At 61.6% G+C, this 15,870-nt stretch carries 13 protein-coding genes; 4 read left to right on the top strand and 9 right to left on the bottom strand.

The window, feature by feature from the left end; all coding sequences use genetic code 11:
• Nucleotides 1-49: 49 nt before the first annotated feature.
• The 3 genes from QFZ91_RS36015 to QFZ91_RS36005 all read right to left on the bottom strand — a co-directional run bounded on the left by QFZ91_RS36015 (nt 50) and on the right by QFZ91_RS36005 (nt 2,692).
• Entirely contained in the window at nt 50-649 is a 600-nt protein-coding gene (locus QFZ91_RS36015) for a LemA family protein (RefSeq protein WP_176379792.1), read from the bottom strand.
• A 296-nt stretch (nt 650-945) separates the two neighbouring features.
• Nucleotides 946-1,692, bottom strand: coding sequence for a DUF1796 family putative cysteine peptidase (locus QFZ91_RS36010; protein WP_429570173.1), 747 nt, complete (start codon nt 1,690-1,692; stop codon nt 946-948).
• Nucleotides 1,693-1,849: 157 nt separating this feature from the next.
• Nucleotides 1,850-2,692, bottom strand: a complete 843-nt coding sequence (locus QFZ91_RS36005) for a Crp/Fnr family transcriptional regulator (protein WP_429570172.1) — start codon at nt 2,690-2,692, stop codon at nt 1,850-1,852.
• A 163-nt stretch (nt 2,693-2,855) separates the two neighbouring features.
• Between QFZ91_RS36005 and QFZ91_RS36000 the strand changes: the two genes are divergently transcribed.
• The 4 genes from QFZ91_RS36000 to QFZ91_RS35985 are packed head-to-tail and all read left to right on the top strand — an operon-like array spanning nt 2,856 to nt 7,602.
• On the top strand, nt 2,856-4,145 hold the full coding sequence (locus QFZ91_RS36000; protein ID WP_429570171.1) for a FecR family protein: 1,290 nt from the start codon (nt 2,856-2,858) through the stop codon (nt 4,143-4,145).
• Nucleotides 4,133-5,998 carry a CHASE2 domain-containing protein gene (locus QFZ91_RS35995; protein ID WP_429570170.1) on the top strand — a complete coding sequence of 622 codons (1,866 nt, stop codon included), beginning with the start codon at nt 4,133-4,135 and terminating at the stop codon, nt 5,996-5,998. The genes QFZ91_RS36000 and QFZ91_RS35995 overlap by 13 nt, the downstream gene beginning before the upstream one ends.
• Nucleotides 5,985-7,301, top strand: coding sequence for a tetratricopeptide repeat protein (locus QFZ91_RS35990; RefSeq protein ID WP_429570169.1), 1,317 nt, complete (start codon nt 5,985-5,987; stop codon nt 7,299-7,301). Before QFZ91_RS35995 ends, QFZ91_RS35990 begins: the two co-directional genes overlap by 14 nt.
• A gap of 58 nt (nt 7,302-7,359) precedes the next feature.
• Nucleotides 7,360-7,602 carry a hypothetical protein gene (locus QFZ91_RS35985; protein WP_176379786.1) on the top strand — a complete coding sequence of 81 codons (243 nt, stop codon included), beginning with the start codon at nt 7,360-7,362 and terminating at the stop codon, nt 7,600-7,602.
• Nucleotides 7,603-7,642: 40 nt separating this feature from the next.
• Here QFZ91_RS35985 and QFZ91_RS35980 read toward each other — a convergent pair whose 3' ends face one another.
• Genes QFZ91_RS35980 through QFZ91_RS35955 form a run of 6 tightly spaced genes read right to left on the bottom strand, consistent with a single transcriptional unit; the run spans nt 7,643 to nt 15,650 of the window.
• Nucleotides 7,643-10,063 (bottom strand): glycosyltransferase family 4 protein, encoded by a 2,421-nt coding sequence (locus QFZ91_RS35980; RefSeq protein ID WP_429570168.1) that lies wholly within the window; start codon nt 10,061-10,063, stop codon nt 7,643-7,645.
• A gap of 12 nt (nt 10,064-10,075) precedes the next feature.
• Nucleotides 10,076-11,107, bottom strand: coding sequence for a glycosyltransferase family 4 protein (locus QFZ91_RS35975; protein WP_429570167.1), 1,032 nt, complete (start codon nt 11,105-11,107; stop codon nt 10,076-10,078).
• Nucleotides 11,104-12,408: a methyltransferase domain-containing protein gene (locus tag QFZ91_RS35970; RefSeq protein ID WP_429570166.1), complete on the bottom strand. Its 1,305-nt coding sequence runs from the start codon at nt 12,406-12,408 to the stop codon at nt 11,104-11,106. Before QFZ91_RS35970 ends, QFZ91_RS35975 begins: the two co-directional genes overlap by 4 nt.
• Complete coding sequence (locus QFZ91_RS35965; protein WP_429570165.1) at nt 12,405-13,658, bottom strand: ABC transporter ATP-binding protein; 1,254 nt, start codon at nt 13,656-13,658, stop codon at nt 12,405-12,407. Before QFZ91_RS35965 ends, QFZ91_RS35970 begins: the two co-directional genes overlap by 4 nt.
• Nucleotides 13,655-14,437, bottom strand: a complete 783-nt coding sequence (locus QFZ91_RS35960; protein ID WP_429570164.1) for an ABC transporter permease — start codon at nt 14,435-14,437, stop codon at nt 13,655-13,657. The genes QFZ91_RS35965 and QFZ91_RS35960 overlap by 4 nt, the downstream gene beginning before the upstream one ends.
• Before the next feature lie 46 nt (nt 14,438-14,483).
• On the bottom strand, nt 14,484-15,650 hold the full coding sequence (locus tag QFZ91_RS35955; protein WP_429570950.1) for a glycosyltransferase family 4 protein: 1,167 nt from the start codon (nt 15,648-15,650) through the stop codon (nt 14,484-14,486).
• Nucleotides 15,651-15,870: the final 220 nt, after the last annotated feature.

Here is a 15,870-nt window from a genome sequence, read left to right as displayed (position 1 = left end):
TCAGAGCGGCTTGGGGAGCATGAGACGCATAGAGCGATGGGGGCCCGGCTTACCGGAACGACACCTTGGGCGCCGCGCGCTCGGTCTCCGCGGTTTCCAATAGCGTCGCCTGCTTGAAGCCGAACATGCCGGCCACCGTAACAGCCGGGAACACCTCGCGCCGGATGTTGTACTCGGTGGCGGCATCGTTGAACGCTTGCCGGGCGAAGCCGACCTTGTTCTCGGTCGAAGTCAGCTCTTCCTGCAAGGCGAGCATGTTCTGGTTGGCCTTGAGGTCCGGGTATGCCTCGGAGAGGGCAAAGAGCCGGCCCAGGACGCCGCCCAGCTGAGCCTCGGCCTGGTTGAACCCCTTAATGGCCTCCGGGTCGCTGGGGTTGGCGGCGACTTTCTGCTCGGCAGCCATCGCGCTGTTGCGGGCCTTGATGACGGCGTCGAGCGTCTCCCTCTCGTGGCCCATATAGCCCTTGACCGCTTCGACCAGGTTCGGGATCAGGTCATAGCGCCGCTTGAGCTGCACATCGATCTGCGCGAAGGCGTTCTCGAAGCGCTTCCGGGCAACCACCAGCCCGTTGTAGATGCCCATTAGCCAGAGCGCAAGCAACAGCCCGATGCCCAGGAGCACGAGCAGGGTGACGATGACGGGACTCATTGGCCGTGACCTCCGACGAGAGCACTGCTGGTTCGGACCACCGCATGACTATGGAAACAGGATAAACGAAATGGCGTTCAATTCAATCAAGTCGGCATGCCGATACAAGTAAAACGGCGGAGATTCATGCGCTGCCGCTCGCCGCCAATCCAGTTGCGGCGAGGCCAGAACAGCATCGCCGGTTAGGGCGGTGCATGTATTCAGTCGTCCCGCCGATCCGCCGGGAGATTATGGTTAGTTATCGTCGATCTGGCTAACTGGTCACGAACTCGACCTGACGATATGTGCTTTCCGGGTCAAACTGTCAAGGTGCTCGTCGATGCCTGATGACCCGCGCGAAGAACAATGCGGTTGCGCTCGAACATCTCCGCCCAACCTTTGGGCGACACCATATAGTCGCTGCAATCGCCATACTCGACGATCGAGTCGCTGAAGATTTCGGAGCCGCGATACGAAAAAGCCTCGAAACCTGGCTTGTTCGTCGCGAACAAATCGAACTGCGTGCGCGGCAGAAGCGCCGAGAGCACACGGTGAATCTCGATGCATTGATCGGGTTGAATGTCGCCGTAATCGCCATTCAAATACACCGGATCGTTGCCGCATCTGTTTCGAACGAACAACACCTTTTTGCCGTCCAGTTCGTTGACGAAGCGATCAATTCTCCGGGCATATTTCTTCCGCAGATCCGGAAGCTGCTTTTCGACGTCGTCCACAATCACGCGACCTTCTTCATCTCTCGCGAAATCGTGGTGATACATGAGATTGAACCGCGTATCGACGACGGTGCCTCGATCCGCAGGAATAGCCAGATGCGACGGCTCGAAAAGGCCGCTGAATCGCGCATCGAGAACGTCGAGCAGAGCTTGGAAGGGCGTCATCCACCAATCGAACGGAAAAGCCGTTCGCGTCTCGAAGTGATGGCGGATATTCCAGGTCACTTCGCAATTCGAGCCAATGCTTATGACCCGATCGTACGATCTGGTGCGCGGATTCTTTCGGTTAAAGACGGCGAATTTCTCGAGGAACTTTAGCTTGGCTTGCATGAAAGTTTCGGCGGCAATGCATATCGCACCGGAACTCTAAGTAAAGCAAACCAACGGGGCTGAGTGTGTGATGGGCGTCACAAGTCGTGACGCGTGGATTGGAATGCTTAATCGGTGCAGCGTCGCTCCTGCCAGGGCCTATCTCGAACAACCGGTTTCAGGAGGGGCGCGATTGCCCGACCGTAGCGCCTTCGCCCATCGCTTTCGCACGTAGTTGCAATTCAGCCTCGCCCCTCGCAAGCTTGGCCAGCATTTCCGCATTGCGGACGATCAGGCGTCGATAGTCACGTTCGATCACCTCTCCGTCGATAAGAGAGCGGATCGCGCGCGATACTGTTTCGCGGCTCACGTTGGCCATGATCGCAATGGCCTGCTGGTTGGGTAGATTCTCGATGGTCAACAGGCCGCCTGCACTCGTTTTCATCGAAGCCTCGAGCACTGAATAGACCCTGGCGTAAGCGCGCGTCAGACCGAGCATCGACCGGTAATTCGAAGCCTGGCGAATCGTGCGGCACAGCCGTTGCAACAGCGCCTCCACCACTGCGGGATTACGGTAAAACAGTGTTTGCGCCTGATGCTTCGGCAAAAAGCCGACCACTGATTCCGTGATCGCAATGATCGAAGCCGAGCGAGGACCGCCGTCGATAATCGACAGCTCGCCAAAATAGTCACCCGGCTCCACGAAATCGAGTCCCACCTCGCGGCCGTCTTCCGACAGTGCGATCACCTGCAGGCGGCCGGACATCAACATGAGTAGCGATGAACCGGCGTCGCCCTTATGAACGACGAATTCCCGCTTCGAGAAGCGGCGATAGCGAATGTGGCGGCTGGTCTCTTCAATGACTTCGTTCGCAACGTTGCGCAGCAGCTTTTGTTGTTTCAAGAGATCAATGGCCTTTAATGGGCCGCCATTGATCCTTTCTTCTTCGGTCGACATCTCTCTCAACTGTAATTTGCTGACACGGGCACGCAGGACGATATGCGTATCGAGCGCTGGCATCTGTGACGGCCGTCACATCCTAATTACAAAATTTCGCTAATCATTACCGGATTATTCGATCGCAGTGCCGTGAGGATCTCGGGGAAAAGATCAGATGCAGGAACGCATACTTCGAGGGGGTCGTTCGGCCGCATTGCAGTTCGTTGTTTGCACGGCGTTTCTTGTGCACCATGACGCGCATGCGGAGTCCGCGACGATTGGCAATGCAGTCCTCGTGATTGGACAGGCGTGTGCACAACGCGCGCAAACGTTTTGCACCCCGCTTGCCAAAGGCGCCTCCATTGAGCAGGGCGACACCGTCGAGACGGGCAAAGATGGCTATGTGTACATCACCACGGTCGATCACGGCTTTATCAGTGTGCGACCCAATTCATCGCTGACATTCGAACGCTACGAATACAACCCGGCCGATCCACGCAAGACGGTCATCAAGCTGTCGCTGACGAGGGGCATGGTGCGCGAGATATCGGGTACGGGTGCTCAGGCCGCGCGCGACCACTATCGGATGAACACGCCGGTCGCCGCGCTCGGCGTGCGCGGCACCGATTTCACCGTGTTCACCGACGAAAACGTGACGCGCGCAGACGTGCTTAGCGGCGGCATCGTGATGACGCCGCTGGGCGCCGGCTGCTCGGCGACGGGTGTGGGTCCTTGCGAGGGCTCGGCTGCGGCACAGCTATTTGCTGGCAAACCGAACGAATGGCTGCAGGTGTATCGCGGCAGCGCTCGCCCAGTCGTAATCGACTCTGGACCGTCGCTGGTGATGTCCGAGCAGGCAGTGGCCGAGTTGAAGAGCGAGGAAAGCAGCGCTCGCGCGGCGACCGCCCAGGCACCGGTCAGTCCGGGCGTTGCGCCCGCGGAGTTAACCTTCCCGCTGACGACACCTCCCCCCGCCGATCCGCCGACGCCGGCAGCACCAGCGGTACCCGTCGTCGACCCAGCGCCGGAGGCGCAGATCTTCTGGGGACGCTATAAGTCGCTGGGTTCGTACGGCGCGGACACGACGTTGACGGCGCTGGTGCAGCAAGGCAGCGAACAGGTTAGCCTGACGGGGACGGGGCCTTTCGCGATGACCCGCGCGCCGCAGACGGAGATGGTGATGCCCACCTCCGGTAACTTCAAGTTCGGGCTTCAGGCGGCGCAAGCGTTCGTGGTCAATGCAACGACGGGCGCGGCGACAGAGGCGCAGATCAGCAATCCGCTACTGTCGATCGATTTCGGCACGCGTGCTTTTCAGACGAGCATGAACCTCAGCGCAAACGGCGCGAGCTATGCGATTTCGGGAAGCGGCAGCGTGACTCCGGACGGCAAGCTCGTCAGCGAATTCGGCGTTTCGCGGGCGCTCGTCAGAGGTGTGCTCGCCGGCAAGAATGCCACGCAGGCGGGCTATCTGTTCACGCAGTCTCTCGGCGGGAGCAATGCGGCCTATGGAGCGACCCAGTGGTCCCGGTAGCAGGCCTTGGCACGCTGGACCAAATTCGCCTCACGATATTCGCCCTGATCTCACTGCTAGGCTGCTTGCTGGCGACCGGAGCATGGTCGCCTGAACCATATAGCCGGCTCGGCTATGCGCTCGACGACTGGCAGCAGAAGCAATTGATCACGGCCGCACCGGACCCGCGCATCGCTCTCGTCGACATCGACGAGCGCTCTCTCGATGCGATCGGGCCGTGGCCCTGGCCACGCGCCGTGATGGCGCGGCTCGCGCAGACGCTGTTCACGCGTTATCACGCGAAAGCGGTCGGCCTCGACATCATGTTTCCCGAAGCAGGACCGGACGACGGCGATCGCGCACTGCTCGACATCGCGCATCAGTATCCGCTCGTGTTCGCGCAGGCATTCGCGCTCTCGGAGGGAGCGGGGGCGCCTCATGCCGGGCATGTCGGCGGCGCGCTGCCGACAGGCACACACGTTGCCCATGCGCCGGTGGCGTCGGGATTCGTCGGCAATTTCTTTAGTGATCCACAGGTCTGCGTCGGGCATGTGACACCGCACGCCAGTGTGGACGGGGTGGTCCGTTCCGTCGCCCCGGTGATCCAGTACGCAAACGCCGTCTATCCGATGCTCGCATGGCAGTTGATCCATTGCCGCAATGCGAGCACTTTGCCGCTCGCATCGCTCGCCAGCCTGCCGATTGACTCGCAAGGCCTGATGCATGTGCCGTTCCGGCATTCGCTTCAGTCGCTCGACGTGGTATCCGCTTTCGATGTGCTCACGCAAAGGGTGCCATCTTCCCTGCTGGCGCACCGTTATGTGCTGGTCGGCTCGTCGGCGCTCGGGCTCACGGATCACGTCGCATCGCCGATCGAACCATGGTTGCCGGCGGTCATCGTGCATGCCGAACTGCTTGGCGAACTGCTCGATCTGGGCTCGCACGACGATACGCAAGCGCAGGCGGCATGGCTACCGATCGTCTGGGCGGCGTGCTCGATCGTGATCTTCGCGGTGCTGTTCCGCCAGCAACGCGCGACGATCGCGCTGGTGTTGATCGTCGTGACGACGTCATTGTGGCTTGGCCTGCTGGCTTCGACACGCAGTGTGCCTACGCAACTGGCCGCACTGCCGTTGATTCCCGCGGCGGTGTTCCTGCTGGTGCAGGCGCCCGTCGAGTGGATTTATTCGCAGGCGGCGATGCTATCGTTCGAGCGCCGCTTCAGCCACTATTTGCCGCCGACGGTGCTGCGCGAAATCATCCGCGAGCGGGGACTCGCGACCTTCAGGCCGGAGCGTCGGCTGATATCTGTGTTGTTCGTCGATATCGAAGGCTACACGCGGCTCGCCGAGCAGATGCCACCCGAGCATCTGCTCGCGATGACGGAAGTCGTGCTGACGCGTCTGACCGGCTGCGTGCACGACACGGAAGGAACGCTGGATAAATACATGGGCGACGCGCTGATGGCATTCTGGGGCGCTCCGCTCGGGCAGCCCGACCATGCGGACCGCGCTCTCGATTGTGCGAGCGCGATGCTGCGCGAGTTGGCGGCGCTCAATCATAGTGGGCTGCCTGTGTTCGACGGTAGGACGATTCGCGTTCGCATCGGCGTGAATAGCGGACCCGCGGTGGTCGGTGAAATCGGCTCCAGCTCGCGCAAGTCCTACACCGCGATTGGCGACACGGTCAACGTGGCGTCGCGGCTCCAGGAGTATGCGAAGACGCTCGAAACCACATTGCTGATCGGCCACGAAACTGCGCGGCAGAGCGAACGTCATCGCCTGAAAACCTGCTCTCAGGTCGCACTGCGTGGGCGCGACACCGCCGAATGGCTTTATACGATGCACGAAGGCGATACCCATGCGATTCATTGAGCGGCGCATTCACGCGCTGCCGTCGCGTGGTTCAGGGCGGGCAATCGTCGGAGTGGTGCTGCGTGCGCTCGGCATCGTAGTGACAAGCGCACTGGTATCTCACGCAATGGCGCAGACCCCGGAAGGTCTCTTCGATCAGACCATCGACGAAGATCTGCAAGCGCAGGCCGAGGTTGCGATCAGTGACGGAGATCGCCAGCGCGCGCTATTGCTGCTGAATGAAGTGGTACGGCGTGACCCCCGCCAGGCAGGCGCGCTACTCGATGCGGCGATTCTGTATTGCCAGCTGGGGGAGCGCACGCGCTCGCTAGAAACGCTCGCGCGTATCGAAGCAAAATACGACGTGCCACCCGCCATCGAGAAGCTGATCGTCTTCTATCGCGCGAGCGCGTGCACGCCGAGTGACCCGCGGCCGCAGTTGATCGTGAGCGTCGGAGCGGGCGTCACGTCGAACGCGAATTATGGACCGTCGAATTCCGTCGTGACTTTCGCGCCCAGTGCGCCGGTCAATTCGCTGATCCTCGCACCCGAAAGCCTTGCGCACGGTGACCAGTACATTGAATCGGCGGTGCAGGGCGAGTTGCCGATCTCGTCCGTGCCAGGTCTGGAACTGCTCGCTGGACTAACCAATCGTCAGTACCGCAGTCAGCACAGCTTCGACCAGCGCTCCGCGACGATCGGTCTGGCCGACAGAACTAGTGTGATGCGTGGCGAGCTTTATAACCAGCTCACCGCGGACATGCTGTGGCTCGGCACACGCGTCTATCAGCGCGATATCGGCTGGCACGCGAATTTCTGGCTGCCGCCGTCGGCATGGCGGTCGATGCTCACGCGCGGCGGCCTTGATCTTACGGTGCTGGATTCCGCGTATCCCGGCAACTCGCTCTATGACTCGGTGTATGTCGAAGTGCGTGCGGCGTTCCAGGCTCGCATCGGCGAGCGCGCCTCGGTGCAAATATTCGTCGGTCCAGCATGGGACAAGCCGTTGAACGGACGCCCCGGCGGATCGCAGCACGGTTATTCAGCCTGGCTGTCGGCCGATTACGACATCGCCCGTCATGGCCAACTCGAAGCAGTCTTGCAGCAGCGAACGCTGATCGACGCCGATGCGTATGACCCAATATTCTTCGGTACGCTGGGCCGGCACCAGACCATACGGGCGGCATCGCTGCGCTACACGTATCCAGTGGTGCGCGGCTGGTCGGTGTATGCCCAGGCATCGGCAGCGCGGGTCTCCGATTCTATATCGCTCTTTGCGTACTCCGTGTACAGCGGCTCGCTCGGTCTGTCGTGGAAGTACTAACGCGACAAGCGCCGCGCTAATCGCTAGAATAGATCTACTTCACCGCCAGGTTCGCGCAATGAAAAGTCCGATCATAATTTCTGAGTCGAATACCGCAACTAGCCAGGACCAATCCGTATGTCTGGAATGGCAAGGGTTCCAGCATCAGTCGTATGACTCGGTCGACAATCTGCTGCGCGAGTTCACGCATGCCGCATCGACCCATGCATCGACCCATACAACGAACGAGGCCGCCGCAGTCGAGGTCACGGTGGTGGGCCAATTCGATGGCTTGCTGCCGCTGAGCCACTATCTGTTGTAGGGCGTACCGCTGCCCACGGATACGCCTTTCCCATACCCCTCTACGCCAGCACCTGCGCGAGCGACTTCGAGTAGGCCGCGGCGATCGCGGTCCAATCTCCCTCTGCTTCAACACGGCGGCGCGCATTGCGCGTCATCGCATCACGCTCCGCCTGCGTCAATTGCAACATCGCTTCAATGCCATCGGCGAAGTCGTTGGCTTCTGCGCACAGATATTCATGGCCGGCGCGATAGCCGAGGCCGCGCGCCCCAAATTCGGTACTCACCACCGGCAGACCCACAGCGGCGTATTCGAGCAATTTCAGGTTGGTTCCTGAGCCGGAAACTACCGGGTTCAGGCCCAGGTCGCTGATTTCAAGCCACGTGGCCTTTTCTGCATCGCTGACCACATCCACGAGACCGACGTTGGACGGCAGCTCCCAACTCTGGACCGAGTGGCATACCGAACCCAGCAACACGAAGTGGACCGAAGGCAAGCGCGTGGCTGCTTCGACGATCAAGCGCGCGGCATCGATGTTCGGGCCGTGCGCGCTGCCCATGAAGAGGGCCAGCGGATGCGCGACACGCAGCGCCGCGCGGCGGCGCTCTATCTGCGCGCCTGCGCGCAACCGCGTCGCCGCAACGTCGATGCCGTTGGGAACGACGATCATCTTCGCGGCATCGCCTGCCGTCCCGTAGAGCTCGCCCATGCGTTCGCGATCCCGCTCCGAGCAGGCAGTGACGAGCGCCGCGTCGAGTACGGCACGGCGCTCCAGCGCGAGGACCTGATCGACGGCCCATTGATGTGGGCCGTAAATGTCGGCCTTCAGATCGGCTTCGACATTGTGCGCTTCGTAGACGAAGGGTTTGGACGTGACTTCGCGCAATGCGGGCATTGCGTACGGATGAGAGCACACGATCAGGTCGGCGCGTCGCGCGAGTGCGTCGATCGCGTCTAGCCATTCGGGGGCCGTGGTTGGGTGCATGGCGGCCGCGATATCTTCAGCGGAAGCGCCCAGTGAGCGTTCGAGCTGATACTCGGCCTCAGTGAATTCCTGTGACTTCGGCACCAGTTCCTCGGTAAAGCCATCCGCGAGATTGCGCGTACCTCGCATACCCACTGGCGCCAGATTGACGAACTGCACGTCGAAGTGTTCGGCGACCCGTTTGTACAGCCCATGCAGGCGCAGTTTGCCGCCACTGATCACCGGGGTGATCGGATAGGTATTGAGCACGCCAAGCACTGGCTTCGCGCGCCTGGCGACGATCGCTGGGGCGGCGACTGTTGCGTCGGCTGCCTGACCGTCGGAAGCCACTTGTCGGCCGGCAGCGAGCAGCGCATCGCACAGCGTGGTCCAACTCAGATGCTCAACGCTCTTGCGCCCGGCCAATCCCATATTCCGCGCTTCGGCAAGATCGCCGCAAACCCGCCGCAACGCGCCGGCGAGCGCAGCCGCATCCGGTTCGACGACCAGTCCCGAGCGCTGATGCTCGATCAGTTCGAGCGGACCGCCCGAATCGGTAGTGGTGATGACCGGCTTCGAGGCCAGCATCGCTTCGAGCGTGATAAGCCCATAGTCTTCATCACGCGGCACGAACGGCACGCAGACTGCGCGCGCATACTCCTGCGCGAGCTGAACATCGGTAATCCGTCCGAGAAAATGAATCCCGCGATGGCCAGCGGCGGCCGCGCGCAAGCGCGCTTCATCGGGTCCGCTGCCGGCAATATGCAGTGGCACCTCCACCTTGCTCTGCCGGTAAGCCTCGATGATCAGATCGATACGCTTGGCCGGGTCCAGACGGCTGGCGCTGAAGATGGCTTCCTGCGGGCCAGGCGCGAGCCCCTTCAGACCGGTCGGATGATGATGGACCGCGACTTTCACGCCGGCGGGGAAATAGCCTTCCCGCGCCGCGACCACCTGCGAAATCGCGGCATAGCGAACGATCTTGTCAGGCCGCATCGCGATTGCGTCGAGCAGGCGTATCACCGCGCGCGTGACGGGCCCTGGAAACGCCCAGCAAGCCGCTTGCGGCGCGCGCTGCCACGCTGCGTCGAGCGCGTCGAGCAGTTCGTCGAGTTCGAGGTTCCCCGCATCGCGCTTGACGAGCGCGTCCACGATACGCGCCGGCATGCCGAGCGCGAGCAGTGCGTCGGGTTCGAACTGCGTCGGCATACCCGATGGGTAGCAGTCGTACAGGCCGCGCAGCGTGTGCTGGAGATAGACGACGTGATTGCGATGTCGAATCGCCCAAGCGGGGTACTTGGTGCTGATCACCATGTCGAAGTGATCGAGATCCAGTCGCAAGAACTGCCGATAGCTGGCCAGCAGTTCGCCCATGTTGCCTTCGCGGGTTGGCAGTTTCATCAGTTCCGCCACGGTTCCCGGCCGTGCGTTCAGCGCGTCGAGCAGGCCCCACCACAGGTTTTCAGCGCCGCCGATCACAAAAGGGACCGGGCTCGGCGCGACAATGGCAATTCTCATGGGGAGATCAGGTTAGAGAGGTTGGGTAAGCTGCTTGATCACGCCGCGCCACGAAATGTTCGCCGCCCGGTAGGCTTCGAGGCCGCGCACGCCGGCGTCGGCAGCTTTGCGCGGATGTTGCGCGAGCCAGTCGAGGCGCTGGGCGAGCGCCTTGGCGTCGGGTGGCTCGATCCAGCCCGTTTCGCCGTCACGAACGAACTCCAGCGGTCCGCCGGAGTCGGTGCAGGTAATCACGGGTTTCGACGACAGCATTGCTTCGAGTGTGATGTATCCGTAGTCTTCATCGAAAGCCGGAAACACCACGGCCAGCGCGCGCGCGTAAAAGGCGCGCTTTTCTGCCTCGGTCACATGTCCGATCAGCGCGACGCGGCTACCCACGTCATGTTGTTCGATAAGCCGGGCAAGCACCTCGCGCTGACCGCCGTCGCCTGCCAGCAGGATCTTCAGCGGCGAGTGCATATGACGCGCCGCTTCGATCAGCAACGATTGCCGCTTCAGCGTTTCCAGGCGACTCGGGAAAAATACATACGGCAAAGCCTGTTCGCAGCGGAACGACTCCGCGTCTGCGGGCGGATGATAGAGCGGCGTCGCTTCGATCCGGTTGAAGTCGCGCAAGCGCGCGGCGACGCGCCGCGAATTGGCGAACACCAGGTTCGCGCGCGAGAGCGCGGCGTTGTCGAACGCAATCACCTGAGCGCGCAGCTGCCTGAGTTCAGCGGTTGCCTGCGCGGCATCGTACAGTTCATAAACCGCGCGATGCTGGTGCATGACCCATACCCGGTGATTCGGGTGGCTGATTCCATAGCCCGGAAATTGCAGGCTGATCACCTGATCGATCGTAACGCCGTTCGGACGGATGAAGTCGAGCGACTGCGCATGTTCCATCGCTCGCGCGACGTCCCGTTCCGGCGAAAAGCGAAAAGGCAGACGCAGCAGCTCCACCTCATGTCCCGCCTGTTGCAACTCACGGACTACGCCGGCAATGTGATACGAAGCGCCACCGTGCATGAATGGCACCATGTTCGCCGTCACGAGAATCTTCACGCCGGCGCTCCTGCCGCGGTCCGTTTGCGTCCGTGCACCGCGAAGTCCTGCGGACCGCAGAGATGGCCGTTGACGCGCTCGGTCAGCGGATCGTTGCCCGGCACCTTCGCTTCTTCCGGGTATGGGCTGCTGCGAATGATGTCAATCGCTTCGAAGTGGTGATACTTCAGCAGGAACGTAATCGCGCTCGGCGTTATCGGGTTGCGGTGCGTGAAGTCGTGATAGAAGGTGTGACTGCCAACCAGTATGTTCTCCGGGTTCGGCGTTTCGAACAGGACCGAACCGCCTTCCACGAGCACCCTGTAGCTTTCCTGCACGAGCGCGAACAGATAGTCGAATGGCAGATGCTCGATGATATGAAAACCGGTGACCGCGGCGACCGAGCCTGTCGGCAAACTGCGCAGATACTTCAGTGCGTCCGTATGGCGGGCGTCGAAGCCTTGCGCGACGCAGGCTTTGACCATGACCGGGCTGACGTCGATACCGATTGCGTCGTGGCCTCGCTCGCGCACATACGAGAGCCATTCCCCCCGACCGCAGCCGATATCCACGATCTGATGCGTGAGTCTGCCCGCGCGCGGAACGTTCGTTGCGAGCCAGTCGTCGTAGATCGCCAGCTTCGCGCGCACGTTCTCACGCGTGCCGCGATTGGCATCTTCGAATGCAAGGTAATAGGCGTCGATGATTTCCGGCGCCACTGCGAGGCCTTTGGGAAACTGTACCTGCAGATCGTCCACGCGTCGTGATAGTTCTTCGGACCGCGCGGCCTGGCGCATAACGGCACCGACAGTGTTCTCGAAGCGGCTCCGCCACGCGACCAGTGAATGGGAGAGCAGGCGCCGCGCATAGACGCCATCGGCATATCGTCCGACTCGTGACGCCAGCGCGCTGAGTCCCGCGTGGCGCAGCACCCGCTGCGCGAGCGTCACGCCAATCCCGACGCGAAGCCCCGGCACCTGCACGCCAGTGCGCCGCCCTTCTTCCGACATGCGCAGCTTCGCCAGCAGCACGAGCCGGCTGGCGCCGTTCTTCAGTTGACCGACGTAATTGGCCCGCCCCGCAGGATCGGACTCGCGGCGTAACACGAGCCGATAGGCGCCATCGACGAAAGCCTCGTCCTCGGCAATCATCAGCTGTTCGATCGATGCGGGAGCGCAAAGGCCGGCGACATCCAGTCCGGCTCCGGCGGGCGATACGGCATGTCCCAGCGCAGCCGTTGCATTTGTGTCGCTCGGGCCGGCATGGGCAGCTGCTTCCGCCTTGACACGCGCAATCAGATCTTGAAGTACTGCGTTGGTCATGATTCTCGTAACGTGGGTTGTTCCAATTCCCGTACAGGGTATTGAGCAAATTGCGCCGGCACGTAGCACAGTCCGGAGAAGGGCACATGCTGAAAGCCGGCGATTTCGAAAGTCGCGGCGGCATCCCACCAGTGCTGGCAATCGTGCACGTGGGTGTCGTCCGAATGCAGGGCGACCGTGACCGTATATTTGCCAGGCGCGAAATTCAGCGGCAGCGAGAAGCGGCAACAAACGCCATTGCCCGCGGAGAAATGCGCTTCCTTGCGCAACAACGCGGTATTGGTGCCGAACACGTCCTGACCAAAACGATCGCGAATCAGAATGCCGACTGATAGCTGGACATCCTGGTCAGACTCGCATTCGAGGTCGATCGTCACTTCTTCGCCGGACGCAAATCGCATCGCCGGTCCGAAGCGACCTGATAGCATCACGTTGCGCACGCGGGTGCGCAACGCACCGTACGATTCCGGCGTCGACTGGTTGGCTTGCGGCGCGTCGCTATCGATGCCCGCAATCAGCCGGTAATAGATCTGTGCGGCGTCTTCCGGCAAACCGTCGTAGACGACTTCGCCGCCCGAAAGCAGGATGGCCCGATCGCATAGCAGCTTCACGGAGTTGATGTCGTGCGACACATACAGGATCGAGCCACCAGCGTCGCGAAACTCGCGAATGCGCTTCAGACACTTCTGTTGAAAGCGCGCGTCGCCGACCGCGAGCGCTTCGTCGACGATGAAGCACACCGGGTCCGCGTGAATCGCCACCGCGAAGCCGAGCCGCATGATCATCCCGGACGAATAGGTACGCAGCGGCGCGTCGATGAAGTCAGCCAGTTCGGAAAAGGCGACGATCGCGTCGAAACGTTGTTCGATCTCTTCGCTCGTCATGCCGATCAGCCGCGCATTCACCGCGATGTTCTCGCGACCCGACATCTTGCCGTCGAAGCCGGTGCCGAGTTCCAGCAGACCCGCGATTCGCCCCCGCCGCACGATCGATCCGGCATCGGGCAACAGCACGCCACTCACGAGCTTGAGCAAGGTCGATTTGCCCGCGCCGTTCTGGCCGAGCACGCCGATCGCCTCGCCCTGTCCCAGTGAGAACGAAACGTCCCGCAGCGCGGCATGCACGCGATGCCGCGGCTTGCGGGAAAAGCTTTCTATCAGGCGGTCAGCGGTGCGGTTGTAGATCTTGAAGCGCTTCGAGAGCCGTTCGATCTCCAGAACTGGTGGACCGTTCTGCGCGCGTGTCGTCACAACGTATCCCTCAGTTCAGATTGCAGACGGGTCAATAGAAGGCGCCCCGCGAGCAGGCTGAGCACCGCAGCGCCGAACAGTGCGAGCAGTTCCTTCAGCTGCGGGTATTGATGCCATACGATGATCGCGTGCACCGAGTCGATGGCCCAGAAGATCGGACTGAAGTGCAACCCCTTCGCGGCCCACGGTGGCAGGATCGAAGCGAGGTAGACGACCGGCGTGAGCCAGAAGCCGAATTGCAGCACCACGTTCAGCACGTTCTTGATGTCGGGAATGAACACGTCGAGTGTACCGAGGACGATGCCAATGCCGTACGCGAACGCGCTTAGAAGCAGCGCGATGACCGGCAGCATCAGCCATTGCACGCCGATCGGATGGCCGATGACGAGCAGGAACATCGCGAAGAACGCCATCGTGATCGCATACACCGCCCACTCGGCGAGCACGATATGCATGGGCATCACCCACAGATCGACGCTGATCTTGCGGATCAGATGCGCCTTCGAGCTATAGACGGGGGTGAGCCGGTTCAGCAGGTTCGCGAACAGGTTCCACGTGAGCAGGCCGCCGATCAGATAGACGGTGTACAGATACGGATCGGCATCCGCGCCGATGCGCGTGCGCATGAATTGGGAAAACACCGTGCTGAACAGCACCACGAAGGTCAGCGGCTGAATCAGCAGCCAGGCGGCACCCAGCGTATTTTCCCGATGCCGGTCGATGAGATCCTGACGCGACAGCAGGAGGACATGCGCGAGGCTTGTTCTTAATGTATGCATGAAACGGATTCGAGGTGGATCGCGGCGCTCGTCGGAACCGGCTGTGTCAGGCGACGACCTGCCGGTAGACGGCGAGCGTTTCCTCGGCAGTGCGCTGCCAACTGAAGGATTGCGCACGGGCGATGCCGGCCGTGGTCAACCGCTCACGCAACGCGCGATCGTCGATCAGCGCCTGCATCGCTTCGGTAAATCCTTCGACATCGGTCGGCTCGCGCATGATGCCGGCATCACCTGCCACTTCCCGAAGCGCGTCGGCGGTCGAGCACAATACCGGCACGCCAGCCGCCATGCCTTCGATGATGGGTAACCCGAACCCTTCATAGACGGATACATAGACGATCGCGAGCGCGCCCGCGGTCAGCAGCGGAATGTCGTCGTCGGACACATAGCCGAGCTTGCGCACGGAGCCTTCACGTAGACCCGGTTCGAGTGCGCGGTGCAACGTGTCCGTCAGCCATCCTTCGATGCCGATCAGCACGAGCGGGAACTGGCGCCGGACCGCGGCCGGCAGGCGCGCATGCGCGGCCAGCGCGGTTTGCAGATTCTTGCGTGGCTCCAGCGTGCCCACGGCCGCGAAGTACTGGCCATGTGCGAGACCGTGGCGGCTCAGTACTTTACTGGTCGCTTCGGAGGAATACGGCTGGAAACGCGTCGACACGCCGTTATACACGACCTTGATCTTCTCGGGCGCGACTGGAAAGCAGGCCTGTAATTCTTGCCGAACGAACTCCGATACCACGATGACGCGATCCGCGCGTTCGAGCGCGCGCGGAAAGTTCGCCCGCAATAGCGCGAGACGCTGGGCAGGGTGGTACTCCGGATAACGCACCCACGAGACATCGTGAGCGGTGATCACTGTCGGCCCGCGAAAGCGGAACGGAATGAAGTTCGGATCGTGATAGACCTGCGGAGAGCGCCGCCGCCGGATGCCCGAATCGAAACGATACTGCTCGACGTGTGGCATGAAACGGTATGCGGAGGGCAAATACTTGCGCGCAAAACGTTTGGCACCGGCTGCCGCGATGGTGCGCCACGACTTCGTTGCTCGTGCATCTCCCGCGGAGGGCTTTGTCGTGCCGTTCTCATGCGACGAAGACCAGTGCGTGCCGTAAAAGAACCGCACGCTATGTCCACGATGGACGAATTCGCGAGCCAGATTTGACGCGTACTGGCCAATACCCGTAAGCGGCGTGAGTAAAGCGCGCCCACCCATTGCGATGTCGAGCTGAGCGTCGGAATAGTTGTTGTCGAGCAAGGTACTGTCTGCAATAAGGATTCTGGGAGCAGCGCAAGTATCGGGTTTGTTTTCGCGAATAGATGTGACGGCCGTCACATTTCACGCGCAATTGATCGAGCAGAATGAGCGCCTTCAGAACGGACCGGCGCACGGGGTGTCGGCCAAAGAATGACCACACTAGAAGTGAATCGAGAGG

Source organism: Paraburkholderia sp. JPY419, assembly GCF_050435705.1.
Taxonomy (GTDB): Bacteria; Pseudomonadota; Gammaproteobacteria; order Burkholderiales; family Burkholderiaceae; genus Paraburkholderia; species Paraburkholderia youngii.
Note: the sequence above shows the minus strand (reverse complement) of the source record. Positions and strands in the feature narration are given on the sequence as shown.